The following is a 14,863-nucleotide window of genomic DNA, read 5'->3' as shown; positions in this document are numbered from 1 at the left end:
TTCGCCGCCCCCCGGGCCTCCGCCCCTCAGAAAATTCTCCCCACGGTAAACTGGATCTGACTCCGCCCCTCCCCATCGCGGGGCTGCAGGTTATAGCCCCAGTCCAGCCGGAGGGGGCCGAGGGGGGTGATCATCCGGATCCCCACCCCGGCGTCGGTCCGGAAACTGAGCTCGTAGGGTTCCCCCTCCGCGTACACGTTGCCGATGTCGAAGAAGATCGCTCCCTTCAGGCTGATGGCTTCCTGCAGGATCGGGAACTGGATCTCGGCGGTTCCGAGCAGGAACTTGTTCCCGCCGATCCGGTCCCCCGTGACCGGATCCTTCGGGCTCACGTCCCGAAAGTCGAACCCCCGCAAGCTGAAGGGGCCCCCCAGGAAGTAACGCTCCTGAATGGGGACGGTCGCGGTGTCCCCGAAGGTCTCCACGTAGCCGATCGCCCCCCGGAGCATGCCCACAAGCTTCCAGTCCTCCACCAGCAGCTGATAGATGCTCCCGTCCAACTCCAGCTTGTAGAGGTCGTTATCGAAGTTCAGGGGGCCGCCCGCCCCCTCCGCCGTGGCCAGGACCCGGTAGCCCCGGGTGGGATCCAGGGGGCTGTCCCGGGTGTCCCGGCTCAGGCCGAGCGTCAGGCTGCTGGTGGTGCTCGTCCCCACCTGCTGCTGGATGAAGGTGGAGGCCGCCGGTTCCACGTTGCTGATGGTCACCTCCTGCAGACGGTAGGTGAGGCTGGCCCGGTTGAACCGGAGGAAGCGGCGGCCCACCGTGATGCTTCCCCCCGTCCGCTCCTCGTCGAAGTCGGTGAAGTCCCGCTCGGCCTTGAACACACTCAGTCCCAGGGAGTAGTTCGTGTCGAAGAGGGCCGGGTCCTCGTAGAAGAGCTCGTAGCGCTCGGTGCGCGTCCCCACACTGAGGTTAATGCCGAGGCGCCGCCCGAGCCCGAACAGGTTGTCCTCGTTCAGGAAGAGGAGCCCGGCCACCCCGGAACCGGTGCTGAAGCCCGCCCCGAACCCGACGCGGCCTGTCGGCTTCTCCTTCACATCCAGGTTCAGGACCAGCTTCTCGGGAGCGCTGCCCGTCTCCGTGTTGACCCGCACCTCCTCGAAGTAGTTGAGGGCCAACAACCGCTGCCGCCCCCGCTGCAGCTCCCGGCCGTTGAAGATGTCCCCCTCCGCCAGTTCCAGCTGTCGGCGGATCACCTTGTCGTGCGTCTTGGTGTTCCCCCGGATCTCGATCCGCTCCAGGACCGCCTGCCGGCCCTCGCTCACCTCCAGCGTCAGGTCGATGGTCTTTCGCTCCTCGTCGGTCTTCGTCAGCGGGGCGATGTCCACGAAGACGTAGCCCTTCTCCCCGTAGCGCTCGGTCAGCCGGGCGATGTCCTGCCGGAGGAGGTCCCGGCTGAAGACCTTTGCCTGGGCGATCCTGAGGCCCTTCAGGATCTCCTCCGGGGGAAAGACGGTGGCCCCCGTCACCCCTACGTTCCCCACCTGGTACTGGGGTCCCTCCTGCAGGCGGATGAGGACTTCCAGGCGGTGGCTCACGTCGTCGCGCAGGACCTGGGGCTCCTCCAGCCGGATCTGGAGATAGCCGTGATCCAGGTAGAGCGCCTTGATCCGCTCCACGTCCTGGGCCAGGTCCGTCTTCTTCAGGATGCCGGGCGGGAACCACCAGAGGAACCGCGCCTGGGTCGCCATCACCTTCCTCACCTGGCGGTCGCTGAGCCCCTGGTTTCCCTCGATCCGGACCTCCCGGATGCGGTAGACCTCCCCCTCCCGGATCCGGAAGACCACGTCCACCTCCCGGTCCGAGATCACCTGATGGCTCCCCGTCACCTCCGCCTGGTAGTACCCCTCCTCCTCGTAGAAGGCCCGTACCTTGTCGACGTTCCGGGCCACCGCCTGCGGGTTGAACACCGTCCCGGGGGCCAAATCCAGCTTGTCTCGGATCACGTCCTCCTTGATCTCCGCGTTCCCCTCGATCCGGACCTGGCGGACCGTGGGCTTCTCGATGACCCGGTACGTCAGGCGGAGCCCCCCCTCGAAGGGGGTGGCGTCCACCTCCACGTTGTCGAAGAACCCCATTTTAAAGAGGGCTTCCACGTCCTCCCGGACCCGGTCCACGCTGAAGGGATCGCCGACCCGGGTCTTCAGCCGGAGGCGAATGGCGCTCTCCTCCACCAGGCGATGGCCGGTGACGTCAATCTGGGTGATGCGAGGGGCCTCCTGGGCGAGGAGAGAGGCGGGGAGGAGGCAGGCGAGGACCAGGGTGAGGTGCGCAGCCGGTCGCGGGACCAGGCCCACCGGGAGTCCCTCCTCCAGACGAAGTGGCGGCGACAAAAAAACAGCCCTTTTGCAAGGGCTGGGAGGCGGCGGGGGCGGGGAGCCCGCTTATGTGGCTTGCTGCTCCTGCAGGTTCACCTCCTCCACGATGAGGCCCTCCTCGCCGGCCCGCACCCGGACGGTGCTCCCCTCCGCGAAGTTCCCCTTCAGCATCTCCTCCGCCAGAAGGTCCTCCACGTGGCGCTGGATGGCCCGACGGAGCGGCCGCGCACCGTACGTGGGGTCGAAGCCCTTCTCGATGAGGAACTCCTTGGCGTTGTCGGCCACGGTCAGGGTGAGCTTCTTGTCCTCCAGCTGGCTCTGGAGGCGGTTGAGCATCAGATCCACGATCTGCTTCAGGTGGTCCTTGCTGAGGGGGTGGAAGACGATGACCTCATCGATCCGGTTCAACAGCTCGGGGTTGAAGGCCTTCTTCAGCTCGCTCAGCACCGTCTCCTTCATCCGCTCGTAGGTCTGCTCTTCGCCGCCCTTGGTGAATCCCAAGGGGGCCTGGTGACCGATCTGCCGGGCGCCGATGTTCGAGGTCATGATCAGGATGGAGTTTTTGAAATCCACCTTCCGGCCGTAGGAATCGGTCAGGTGGCCGTCCTCCAGAATCTGGAGCAGGAGGTTGAAGACCTCGGGGTGGGCCTTCTCGATCTCATCCAGCAACACCACCGAGAACGGCCGCCGCCGCACCTTCTCCGTCAACTGGCCGCTGTCGTCGTACCCGATGTAGCCGGGGGGGGCCCCGATGAGCCGGGAGACGGAGAAGCGCTCCATGTACTCCGACATGTCCACCCGGACGATGGCCTCCTCGGTGCCGAAGAGAAACTCGGCCAGCGCCTTCGCCAGCTCGGTCTTCCCCACCCCGGTCGGGCCGAGGAAGATGAAAGAGCCGACGGGCCGATTGGGGTTCTTCAGCCCCGACCGGGAGCGGCGGATCGCCCGGGTCACGGCCCGGATGGCCTCCAGCTGGCCCACCACCCGCTTCTGGAGCTCCGCCTCCATCCGGAGGAGCTTGGAGGACTCCTCCTCCTCGATCTGGTACAGGGGGATCCCGGTCCACTTGGAGACGATGTAGGCGATATCCTCGTCATTGACGACGATCTTCTCCTTCGCCTTCTGCTCCTTCCACTTGGCCTTCCGGTCCTCCAGCTCGGCCCGCATCTTCCGCTCCGCGTCCCGGAGCCGGGCCGCCACCTCGAAGGCCTGGGTCCGGATGGCGTCTTCCTTCTGGACCCGGAGGCGCTCCACCTCGTTCTCCATCTCCCGCAGCTCCGGGGGAAGCATCAGGCTCTTCAGGCGGGCCCGGGAGCCCGCCTCGTCGATGACATCAATGGCCTTGTCGGGCAGGAACCGGTCCGCGATGTACCGCTGCGAGAGGCGGGCGGCGGCCCGGACCGCCTCGTCGGTGATGATGGCGGAGTGGTGGGCCTCGTACCGGTCCTTGATCTCCCGGAGGATGCGGATGGTCTCGTCCACGCTGGGCGGCCCCACCAGGATGGTCTGGAAGCGGCGCTCCAGCGCCCGGTCCTTCTCGATGTATTTCCGGTACTCGTCCATCGTGGTGGCACCGATGCACTGGATCTCGCCCCGGGCCAGGGCCGGCTTCAGCATGTTGCTGGCGTCGATGGCCCCCTCGGCCGCTCCCGCCCCCACCAGGGTGTGCAGCTCGTCGATGAAGAGGGAGACGTTCTGGGCCTGCTGGATCTCCTTGATCACCGCCTTCAGCCGCTCCTCGAACTGGCCGCGGTACTTCGTCCCGGCCACCATCCCCGGCAGATCGAGCATGATCACGCGCTTGCGGAGGAGGGTCTCGGGGACGTTGCTGGCCACGATCCGCTGCGCCAGGCCCTCCACGATGGCGGTCTTCCCCACCCCCGCCTCCCCGATGAGGACCGGGTTGTTCTTGGTCCGGCGACTGAGGATCTGAATGACCCGCTCGATCTCCGACTCCCGGCCGATGACCGGGTCGAGCTTCCCCTGGCGGGCCAGAGCGGTCAGGTCCAGGCCGAACTCGTCCAGGGCCGGGGTGCGGGCGGAGGCGGTCGCCTTCGTCGCCTGCTCCCCCAGGAGCTCCTGGGCCTGGGCCTTGGCGGAGGTGACGGTCACCCCGAAATCCCGCAGGACGAGCGAGGCGGTCCCTTCTCCCTCCCGGATGAGCCCCAGGAGGAGGTGCTCGGTCCCGATGTAGTTGTGCCCGAGGGAGCGAGCCTCGGAGATGGCGTACTCCAGAACCTTCTTCGCCTGCGGGGTGAAGGGGATCTCTCCGGCCGGGGCGACCTCGGAGCCGACTGAGACGATCTTCTCGACATCGGACTTCACGGCCGAAAGGTTCACGTTCAGCTTCTTCAGGATGGCGACTGCCAGACCATCCCCCTCGCGGATCAACCCGAGCAGCAGGTGCTCGGTGCCCACGAAGTTGTGGCCGAGCCGAATGGCCTCCTCGCGCGCCAGGATGATGACCTTACGGGCCCGCTCCGTGAACCGTTCGAACATGTGGTCCCCTCTCCCCCTCGTGGCCTACAGCCCGGGAACCAGGCTCTCGCGATCACCGTGAGCAGTATACCACCAGCCCGGACCCGGGGCTAGCCCATTTCTACGCCCGCCCCGGGAGCCACCAGACGGCCGTCCTCCAGTCGGAGCACCCGATCGGCCTGGCGGGACAACGCCTCGTTGTGGGTGACCAGGACCAAGGCGATGCCCTGCTCCCGGTTGAACAGCCGGAGGAGGGCGAACACCTCCTCCCCCGTCTTCCGATCGAGGTTCCCCGTCGGCTCGTCCGCCAGCACGATCCGAGGGGAGGTCACCAGGGCCCGGGCGACCGCCACCCGCTGTTGCTCACCCCCCGACAGCTCACCGGGCCGGTGCTCGAGGCGCTCCCCCAGCCCTACCTGACCTAGCAAGCCCCGTGCCGCTTCCACCGCTTCCGCTCGAGGCCTGCCGGCAATCAGGGCCGGCATCATGGCGTTCTCCAGAGCCGTGAACTCCGGCAGGAGGTGGTGAAACTGGAACACGAACCCGACCGTCCGGTTCCGGAAGGCCGCCAACTCCCCGTCCGACAAGGTCCAGAGGGCCCGGTCGCCGTAGTAGAGCTCCCCCCCCGTCGGCCGGTCGAGCGCCCCGAGAAGGTGCAGCAGGGTGCTCTTGCCGGCCCCGGACGGTCCAATCACGGCCACGAACTCACCGGCCGAGACGGTCAGGGAGACCCCCTTCAGGATGTGCAGGGTCTCCCCGCCCCGGTGGAAGTGCTTCTGGAGGTCGCGGGCACGGACAAGCTCACTCATACCGCATCGCCTCCACCGGGTCAAGCCGGGAGGCCTGCAGCGCCGGGTAGACGGTGGCCAGAAACGCGATCGCCAGGCTGGAGAGGAGGATGGCGACCAGGTCCCCCGGGTTGACCTGATGGGGGAGCCGGTCCAGGAAGTAGACCTCGGCCGGGAAGGCCCGGACCCCGAACAGCCGCTCCAGGAACGCCACGATCGGGTCCAGATTGAAGGTGATGGCCAGTCCCCCGACGACTCCCATCGCCGTGCCAGCCAGCCCGATCACCAGCCCCTTGACGAGGAAGATCTTCAGGATGCTCCCCGCCGTGGCCCCCATGGATTTCAGGATGGCGATCTCCTTCCGCTTGTCCACCACGGCCATGCTCAGGGTGCTGACGATCCCGAAGGAGGCGACCACCACGATCATCACCAGGATGATGAACATCGTGATCTTCTCGAGGCGGAGCGCCGAGAAGAGGGACTGGTACATCTGCATCCAGGTCCGCGCGTAGTGGGGGGGACCCAGGCGGTCCTGGATCGCCTCCGCCACCTCGGGCGCCTGCCAGAAATCGTGGAGCCTCACCTCGATGCCGGTCACCGCCCCCCCCAGGCGGAAGAACTGCTGGGCCGCCGGGATCGCGATGTAGGCCAGGCTGCTGTCGTACTCGTGCATCCCGACCGCAAAGATCCCGGCCACCCGGAAGCGCTTCAGGCGGGGCGAGACCCCGAGGGGGCTGATCCCACCCCCGAGAGGCGAGAGGACCGTGACCACATCTCCCACGGTCACGCCCAGCGTGAAGGCCAGGGAGCGCCCCAGCAGCACGCCGTCCAGGAGGGCCCCCTCGGCGCCGGCGGCGGGGGCCGGGGCCAGGTCGGCCAGAGACCCCTGGCGCAGGGACTCGCCGAGATCCCCGACCTCGCCCTTGCTGGTCGAATCGATCCCCTGGAGGACGGCCCCGGCGACGCCCCGGGCCGACACGAGCATGACCTGATGGAGCGTGAAGGGAGAGGCCGCCGCAACCCCCGGCACGCTCCGGACCGCTCCCAGGGCCCTGGCCGGATCCTCGAGGAGGCCGTCTCCGGCCTTCAGAACCAGGACGTGGGACTTCGTTCCCAGGATCTTGTCCCGCAGCTCCCGCTCGAAGCCGCTCATGACGGCGATCACCACGATGAGGGCCAGGACGCCCAGGGCGACGCCGGCGGTGGAGATCACGGTGATGAACGAGACCAGGGCGGAGGTCCGCCTGGACTTCAGGTACCGGAGACCGATGAAGAGCTCGTAGGGCATGGCCTATCGCTCGGGGCGGAGCAGCGGGAAGAAGATCACATCCCGGATGGACGGGGAGTCGGTGAAGAGCATCACCAGGCGATCCACGCCGATGCCCTCGCCGGCCGTCGGGGGCATCCCGTACTCCAGGGCCCGGAGGAAGTCCTCGTCCATGGCGTGGGCCTCCTCGTCCCCCCGCTCCCGTGCCCGGAGCTGCTCCTCGAACCGGCGCCGTTGCTCCGCGGGATCGTTCAGCTCCGTGTAGGCATTGGCCACCTCGAGCCCGCCCACGAAGAGCTCGAACCGCTGGACGAGCCGGGGGTCCTCCTCCTTCTGCTTGGCGAGCGGCGAGATCTCGACCGGGAAGTCCAGGATGAAGGTCGGCTGGACGAGCTTCGGCTCCACGGTGGCCTCGAACAGCTCCGCGAGGGTCTTCCCCCAGCCCCACTGGGGCTTGAGGGCGATCCCCAGCCGCTCCGCCGCGGCTCGGGCGCCGGCGGGATCCGCGACGTCGGCCGCCTTGCACCCTCCCAGACGCTCCAGGGCCTCCAGGAGGGTCAGGCGGGGCCACGGGGCCTTGAGGGAGATCGCCTGCCCCTGGTAGGGGAACTCCAGGCTGCCCAGAACCTCCCGGGCCACGGTCCGCAGGAGTTCCTCGGTGAGGGCCATCAGGTCGTGGTAATCGGCGTAGGCCTGGTAGAACTCCAGCATGGTGAACTCGGGGTTGTGCTGGGTGGAGGTCCCCTCGTTCCGGAAGTTCCGGTTGATCTCGTAGACCCGGTCGAGCCCCCCCACCACGAGCCGCTTGAGGTACAGCTCGGGGGCGACCCGGAGGAAGAGGTCCATGCCGAGGGCGTTGTGGTGCGTGCGGAACGGCCGGGCGGTGGCCCCCCCCGCGATGCTCTGCATCATCGGAGTTTCCACCTCCAGGAAGCCCCGGGCGTCGAGGAAGGCCCGAAGGGCCGCCACGATCCGGGAGCGGCGGCCGAAGAGCTCCGGGACAGCCGGGTTGGCCAGGAGGTCCAGGTACCGCTGCCGGTACCGGGTCTCCACGTCGGTGAGCCCGTGCCACTTCTCGGGAAGGGGGCGTAGCGCCTTGGTGAGCAGGGTGAGGGTTTTCACCCAGATGGTCAGCTCGCCGGTCCGGGTCCGGAACAGGTGGCCCTCCACCCCGACCACGTCCCCCACGTCGAGGCGACCCGCGAGCTCGTACTGCGCCGGCCCCACCGCATCCTGTTTCAGGTAGATCTGGATCTGGCCCGAGCCGTCCCGGAGGTGGGCGAACGTGACCTTGCCGTGCCCCCGGATGGCCATGAGGCGGCCGGCGACCCGGACCGGGATCTCTTCCGCAGCCAGGGCCTCGGTGGGCTGGGTGCCGTGGCCGCCGACCAGGTCCCCCACGCGATCCTGCGACTGGAACCGGGAAACGTACGGGTTCACCCCGCGCGCCCGCAGGTCCTCGAGCTTTCTCAGCCGCTCCCGGATCAGCTCGTTTGGCTCGTCTTCCATAGTGTATTATATCAGTATTTACAATAATATATACATCTATTCTTCAACTATAATATCAATAACGAAAATACCGGACTCCTCGCCGTCGCTCACTTCTTGGACGTCGCCTCCGGCTTCCGCTGCGCCTGGAACAGGTACGCCTCGATGAAGGGATCGATCCGCCCATCGAGAACCGCCTCCACGTTCCCGGTCTCCACCCCGGTCCGGTGATCTTTCACCAACTGGTACGGGGCCAGGACGTAAGAGCGGATCTGGCTCCCCCAGGCAATCTCCTTCTTCTCCCCGCCGAGCCGCTCCAGCTCCTGTTCCTGCTCCTGCCGGGCCCGCTCGTACAGACGAGCCCGCAGCACCTTCATCGCCATCGCCTTGTTCTTGTGCTGCGAGCGCTCGTTCTGGCACGAAACCACGATCCCGGTCGGCAGGTGGGTGATGCGGACCGCCGAGTCGGTGACATTGACGTGCTGGCCGCCGGCCCCGCTCGACCGGAAGGTCTCGATCCGCAGGTCCCCCTCGTCAATCACCACCTGGATGTCCTCCTCCAGCTCCGGGTAGACGTAGACCGAAGCAAAGGAGGTGTGCCGGCGGCGGGACGCGTCGAAGGGGGAGATCCGGACGAGGCGGTGGACCCCGGTCTCCGCCCTGAGATACCCGTAGGCGTTGGGCCCGGCGACCGTCACGGTCACGCCCTTGATCCCCGCCTCCTCCCCCGGCTGCAGCTCCAGGATCTCGGTCTTGAAGTTTCGCCCCTCCGCCCAGCGGAGGTACATGCGGAGGAGCATCTCGGCCCAGTCCTGCGACTCCGTCCCCCCGGCCCCCGGGTTGATGGAGAGGATCGCGTTGCCGCGGTCGTGCTTCCCCGACAGGACGGTCGTCAGCTCGAGCCGTGCCACCTGCCCTTCCAGGGACTCGACCGCCGCGGCGATCTCCGGGAGGAGGCTCTCGTCCCCTTCCGCCCGGGCCAGCTCGTACAGGCCGACCTGCTCCTCCAGCCGCCGCTCCAGGTCCTCGAAGAGGACGATCTGGTCGTTCAGCTCCCGGAGTTCCTTCAGCAGACGCTGGGCCGTCTCGGGCTCCTTCCAGAAGTCGGGGGCCTGGCTCTGCTCCTGGATGCTCCGGGCACGGGCCTGCTTGCCCGCCAGGTCAAAGGTAGCCCCGCAGGCCACTGAGCTTGGCCCGCAGGGCGTCCGTTCTCCGCCGGATCTCTAGCTCTGCCATCCCCTCCGCTCCCGCCCGGCCGCCCGCCGCTCCGCGGTCCACGCGCTCACGACCCAGCCGACCGCGCCGAGGCTGGCCGCGGCCGCGAACCAGTCCCCGAAGCGGACGTACGGGGTCCGGTCCCGCCGGAGGGCCACCTCCCGGACCAGGACCGCCTCCTCGAAGAGGGGCGTCGCCGCCAGGACCCGGCCGTATGGGTCCACGACCGCCGAGATCCCGGTGTTGGCGGAGCGGACCAGGTACCGGCGCGTCTCGAGGGCCCGGAAGGCGGCCATGCGCAGGTGCTGCGCGGGGGCCGCGCTCCGCCCGAACCAGGCATCATTGGTGATGTTCACCAGGAGCTCCGCCCCCCCGGCGACCGCTGCCCGCACCTCGGCCGGGAAGATCACCTCGAAACAGATGCTGGCCGCGAACGTTGCCCCGGGGATCCGGAAGAGGGTCCGGGTCTTGCCGGGCACGAAATCCCCGATGCCGGTCGCGAGCTTGTCCACGAAGAACAGGATCGACTCGAGCGGGACGTACTCGCCGAACGGCACGAGGTGCATCTTATCATACTTGGCCACGAGCCGGCCGTCGGGCCCGAGGAGCATCGCGCTGTTCTGGAGGCGGATCGGCTCCCCCGGCGCGCGATCGGGTGCCCCCACGAGAAGGGGGCGCCCCAGGGATTCGGCCAGGGCGCGGACCCGGGCGAGCCGAACCGGGTCGTGGCGCAGGAGGAGGGGGGCTGCCGTCTCCGGCCACACGATGAGGTCCGCCCCGCCCTTGGCCGCCTGGGCGCTCAGGTGGGCGTAGGTGTCGAGGGTCATGTCCAGGGCGGTCGGCGACCATTTGAGCGCCTGCTCGATGTTCCCCTGGACAATCCCGACGCGGAGGGACGCGGCTGCCTCCTCGCTCCCTCGGAGCACCCACGCCCCCGCTCCGTGACTGGCCCCGATCAGGAGCGCCGCGACCCCGACGATCGTCCAGGCCTGCCGCCCGGGGATCCCTGGCACGAATGGCACCGCCAGGGCCGCACTGGTGAGGGCCAGGAGGAAGGAGACCCCGTACACGCCGGTCGCCGCAGCCACCTGGGCGAGGGGCAGGTTGGGCAGCTGGGAGTACCCCAGGAGGTTCCACGGGAAGCCGCTCAAGGCGTAGGTCCGCAGGTACTCCAGGGCCGTCCAGAGCGCGGCGGCCCCGACCGGAAAGCCAGCCGGCGGGAGCGGAAATCGGGCGAGGAGAAGCGTGAAGCCCGCCGGATAGCAGGCCAGGTAGGCGGCCAGGGCGAGCAGAACGGCCGCCGCTCCCCACCACGGCATCTGCCCGTACCGGACCATCGTCACCACCACCCAGGGAATGCTGAGCAGGGCAAAGGACACCCCGGTGGCGAAGCCCAACCACGCCGCCCGGGAAGGGGGCTGCCCGACTGCCGCCAGCAGGAGGGGGAGGAGCCCGACGAAGGCGGCCGGCCACCAGTCCAGGGGAGGGAAGGCGGAGGCCAGAAGGACCCCGCTCAAGACGGCCAGCGCCCACCGCCGCCAGGACCCCTCCCCCCTTCCCACGTCTACAGCCACTGGAGCCGCACCACCAGGTAGAGAACCGGGGCCGCAAACAGGAGGCTGTCCAGACGGTCGAGGAAGCCCCCGTGGCCCGGGAGCAGGCTTCCCGTGTCCTTGACGCCGGCGCTCCGCTTGCACAGGGACTCCGCGAGATCCCCCAACTGCCCCGCACCGACCAGGAGCAGGCCCACCAGGGCCCCCCCCCACCAGGCGGCCGGCCGCCCCACCGCCGCCTGGAACAAGGGCGAGACGATTGCCCCGGCCAGGAATCCGGCCAGGCTTCCCTCCACCGTCTTCCGGGGGCTGACCCGGGGGGAGAGGGGGGTGCGCCCCAGCGCCAGCCCGCCGTAAAAAGCAGCGGTATCGGCTGTCCACGTGACGGCCAAGAGGTACAGGAGATGCTCCCGCCCTCCTGGAAGGCTCCGCAGGGCCGCGGCGAATCCCAGGAGCCCCCCTGCGTAGAGGACCGGCAACAAGGCCGCCGCGAGCTGCCCGAGCCCGCGCTCCACGCTCCCCGGCGCAAGGAGCAGGCTGGTAGCGACCGCGATCACCGCGAAGCCCAGAAGCAGCAGCGCCCCCTCGGCTCCGAGGGGCAAGGCGGGCGCTGCCGCGACCGCTGCCGCCAGCAGGACCCCGAGCGGGCGCGGGAGCGGCCCGAAGCGGGTGCCGAGGAGCCCGTAGAACTCCCATGCCGTGAGCCCCCCCACCGTCGCCGCCAGCGCGGCCAGGAGCAGGGGGGGACCGTACCAGATGATGAGCAGGACGGGGGGGAGCAGGATGGCCGCGCTCAGGATCCGCTTCAGGTGCATCGGGGCCTCCTCCGGGGAGGGTCCCCGGTGGGGGGCAGGCGCGCGGCGATGCTCCGAGGGGCGCACCCGCTCCGGGCGGAGCGGGTCAGCCGCGGCGGGAATCCGCGGCCACGGTCGGCAGGCGGGGGGCGGACCGGGGAGGAGTCAAAACTCGAGGATCTCCTTCTCCTTCTTGGCCAGGAGGTCGTCGATCTCCTTGATGATCCTGTTGGTCAGGTCCTGGACCTGCTCCAGGCCCTTCCTGAGGTCATCCGCGGAGAGTTTCTTGTCCTTCTCGAGGGCCTTGAGGCGGTCGTTGGCGTCGCGGCGCAGGTTGCGGACCGCCACCCGCCCGTCCTCGGCCAGCTTCCGGACCACCTTGACCAGCTCCTTCCGCCGCTCCTCCGTCAGGGGAGGGATGGCGATCCGGATCACCTTCCCGTCGCTGGTGGGGGTGACCCCCAGGCCAGACTTCAGGATCGCCTTCTCGATGGCGGGGACGAGGGACGGGTCCCAGGGCTGGACGGTGATGAGCCGGGTCTCGGGGGTGGCGACCGTTGCCACCTGACTCAGCGGGGTGGGGGTCCCGTAGTACTCTACGCGGATGGGCTCCAGGAGCGCCGTCGAGGCCCGCCCGGTCCGCACCCCCCCGAACTCGCGGGCCACGGTCTCCACCGACTTCCGCATGTCTCGCTCGGTCTGGCTCGTGACCTGCTTGAGCACGGCTAATGTGACTCCAACGAATTGTGCCTTATACCCACACGCGGCTGGCGTGCCGGGCCAAATGACGAGCATCACGAGGCCCGAGGGAGGAGGCGGCCGGAGGCGTACGCCGTTGGTACGTTGAGGACCGCCGACGACCGAGAACGACGTGAGGCGACGTCAGTTGGCCTGGCACTACCGGCTCTTCACGATGGTGCCCGTCTTCTCCCCCAGCACGAGCCCCTTCAACCGGCCCTTCTCCAGCAGGTTGAAGACCACGATGGGAAAGCGGTTGTCCATGCAGAGGCTGATGGCGGTGGAGTCCATCACCTTCAACTGCTTGCTCAGGACGTCGATGTAGGTGAGTTCCTCGAACTTGGTCGCCGTGGGATCCTTCTCCGGATCGGCCGTGTACACCCCGTCCACGCGGGTCGCCTTGAAGACCACCTCGGCCCCTACCTCCATCGCCCGGAGGGCGGCCGCCGTATCGGTCGAGAAGTACGGGTTGCCGGTTCCCCCCACGAAGAGAACCACCCGCCCCTTCTCCAGATGTCGGAGGGCTCTCCTCCGGATGAACGGTTCGGCGATCTCCCGCATCTCGATGGCGGTCTGGACCCGGGTGTCAATCCCCAGCTTCTCCATCGCATCCTGCAGGGCCAGACCGTTGATGACCGTGGCCAGCATCCCCATGTAGTCGGCGGACGAGCGGTCCATCCCCTGTGCGCTGGCCGCCACTCCCCGGAAGATGTTCCCCCCGCCGATTACCACCGCGATCTCGAGGCCGAGACCGTGGACCTCCCGGATCTCCTCGGCGATGAACCGGACCACCTCGGGGTTGATCCCGTAGCCCAGATCGCCCGCCAGGGCCTCGCCGCTGATCTTGATCAGGATCCGCCGGTAGGCTGGAGTCCGATCCATCGCCGCCCCTACCCCCCCGTCCGGGCCGTCTCGCCCAGCTGGTACCGAGTGAACCGACGCACGACCACGTTCTCCCCCACTGTTCCGGCGACGCTCTTGATCAGATCCCGCACCGTGCGCGCCGGGTCCTTGACGAAGGCTTGGTCTTCGAGGCAGACCTCCTGGTAGAACTTCTCCAGCCGGCCCCCGACCATCTTCTCCACCACCGCGGGCGGCTTCCCGCTCCCCTCCGCCTGGGCCCGGAGGACCTTCTTCTCCCGCTCCAGGACCTCGGGCGGAACCTCCTCCCGTCGAACGTAGAGGGGGGCCATCGCGGCCACGTGCATGGCCAGGTCGTGTCCGAGCCCGATGAACTCCCGGGTGCGGGCCACGAAATCGGTCTCGCAGTTGAGCTCGAGGAGGACGCCGATCTTCCCCCCGGCGTGGATGTAGGAAACGACCTGCCCCTCGGAGGCGGCCCGGCCGCTCCGTTTGGTTGCGGCCGCGATCCCCTTCTCCCGCAGGAGGTCCACCGCCCGCTCGAAGTCCCCCTGCGCCTCCCCCAGCGCCCACTTGCAGTCCATGATGCCGGCGCCGGTCCTCTCGCGCAGTTCCTTCACCGCCGCTGCGCTGATCTCCATTCGCACTCCCCGCTCCCGATCCCTAGGCACCGCCCGCCGCTTCGGCCGGCGCCTCCGTCTCCGCCGGGGCGCCTGCCTCCGGCTCACCCACGGTCGTGACCGGCATCTCCGCTGTCAGGGCCCCTTCGCTCACCACCCCCCGGCCCTCGATGATCGCGTCGGCCATCCGGGCCGTCAGCAGCCGGATCGCCCGGATGGCATCGTCGTTGCCCGGGATCGGGTAGCTGATCTCGTCCGGATCGCAATTCGTGTCCACCACCGCCACCACCGGGATCCCCAGGCGGTTCGCCTCCCGGACCGCGATCCGCTCCTTCTTCGTGTCGATGACGAAAATGGCCCCGGGGAGCCGGTCCATCTCCTTGATGCCGACGAGGGCGTGGGTGAGCTTCTCCCGCTCCCGCATGAGCCGCAGCCCTTCCTTCTTCGTCAGGCGCTCCAGCGTCCCCTTCTGCTCCAAGTCCTCCAGGTACTTGAGGCGCTGCACGCTCTTGCGGATGGTGGCGAAGTTCGTGAGGGTCCCGCCCAGCCAGCGCTGGTTCACCCAGAACATACCGCAGCGCTGCGCTTCCTGCTCGATCGTCTCCGCCGCCTGCTTCTTGGTCCCCACGAACAGGACCGCCTCACCCTTGAGGGTCAGCTCCCGGAGGAACTCGTAGGCCTCCGTGAACTGCTTGAGGGTCTTCTGCAGATCGATGATGTAGATGCCGTTGCGCTCCCCGAAG

Annotated in this window: 12 protein-coding genes; all 12 read right to left on the bottom strand. The window is 68.4% G+C overall.

Annotated elements, in window-relative coordinates; all coding sequences use genetic code 11:
• Positions 1-26: 26 nt before the first annotated feature.
• Entirely contained in the window at positions 27-2,297 is a 2,271-nt protein-coding gene (gene bamA / locus VGT06_08105; GenBank protein ID HEV8663084.1) for an outer membrane protein assembly factor BamA, read from the bottom strand.
• A gap of 87 nt (positions 2,298-2,384) precedes the next feature.
• On the bottom strand, positions 2,385-4,817 hold the full coding sequence (locus VGT06_08100; protein ID HEV8663083.1) for an ATP-dependent Clp protease ATP-binding subunit: 2,433 nt from the start codon (positions 4,815-4,817) through the stop codon (positions 2,385-2,387).
• 89 nt (positions 4,818-4,906) lie between these two features.
• Positions 4,907-5,605: an ABC transporter ATP-binding protein gene (locus tag VGT06_08095; GenBank protein HEV8663082.1), complete on the bottom strand. Its 699-nt coding sequence runs from the start codon at positions 5,603-5,605 to the stop codon at positions 4,907-4,909.
• Positions 5,598-6,872, bottom strand: a complete 1,275-nt coding sequence (locus VGT06_08090; protein HEV8663081.1) for a lipoprotein-releasing ABC transporter permease subunit — start codon at positions 6,870-6,872, stop codon at positions 5,598-5,600. Before VGT06_08090 ends, VGT06_08095 begins: the two co-directional genes overlap by 8 nt.
• A 3-nt stretch (positions 6,873-6,875) precedes the next feature.
• Positions 6,876-8,360 carry a lysine--tRNA ligase gene (gene lysS, locus VGT06_08085; GenBank protein HEV8663080.1) on the bottom strand — a complete coding sequence of 495 codons (1,485 nt, stop codon included), beginning with the start codon at positions 8,358-8,360 and terminating at the stop codon, positions 6,876-6,878.
• Between the two features lie 89 nt (positions 8,361-8,449).
• A protein-coding gene (gene prfB, locus VGT06_08080) for a peptide chain release factor 2 (protein ID HEV8663079.1) occupies positions 8,450-9,575 on the bottom strand; the annotation gives its coding sequence in 2 pieces (ribosomal slippage) (positions 8,450-9,502 and positions 9,504-9,575; 1,125 coding nt in all).
• Positions 9,563-11,128, bottom strand: a complete 1,566-nt coding sequence (gene lnt / locus VGT06_08075) for an apolipoprotein N-acyltransferase (GenBank protein ID HEV8663078.1) — start codon at positions 11,126-11,128, stop codon at positions 9,563-9,565. Before lnt ends, prfB begins: the two co-directional genes overlap by 13 nt.
• A complete protein-coding gene (locus VGT06_08070; GenBank protein HEV8663077.1) occupies positions 11,119-11,922 on the bottom strand; it encodes a phosphatidate cytidylyltransferase in 804 nt (267 codons plus the stop codon). The genes lnt and VGT06_08070 overlap by 10 nt, the downstream gene beginning before the upstream one ends.
• Before the next feature lie 144 nt (positions 11,923-12,066).
• Positions 12,067-12,624: a ribosome recycling factor gene (gene frr / locus VGT06_08065; GenBank protein HEV8663076.1), complete on the bottom strand. Its 558-nt coding sequence runs from the start codon at positions 12,622-12,624 to the stop codon at positions 12,067-12,069.
• A gap of 174 nt (positions 12,625-12,798) precedes the next feature.
• Positions 12,799-13,521: a UMP kinase gene (gene pyrH / locus VGT06_08060; protein ID HEV8663075.1), complete on the bottom strand. Its 723-nt coding sequence runs from the start codon at positions 13,519-13,521 to the stop codon at positions 12,799-12,801.
• Between the two features lie 8 nt (positions 13,522-13,529).
• Positions 13,530-14,141: a translation elongation factor Ts gene (gene tsf / locus VGT06_08055; GenBank protein ID HEV8663074.1), complete on the bottom strand. Its 612-nt coding sequence runs from the start codon at positions 14,139-14,141 to the stop codon at positions 13,530-13,532.
• A gap of 22 nt (positions 14,142-14,163) precedes the next feature.
• A partial coding sequence (gene rpsB / locus VGT06_08050; protein HEV8663073.1) for a 30S ribosomal protein S2 occupies positions 14,164-14,863 on the bottom strand: 700 nt, incomplete at its 5' end.

The organism is Candidatus Methylomirabilis sp. (assembly GCA_036000645.1).
Classification (GTDB): domain Bacteria; phylum Methylomirabilota; class Methylomirabilia; order Methylomirabilales; family JACPAU01; genus JACPAU01.
This window is presented reverse-complemented; position numbering and strand designations above follow the sequence as displayed.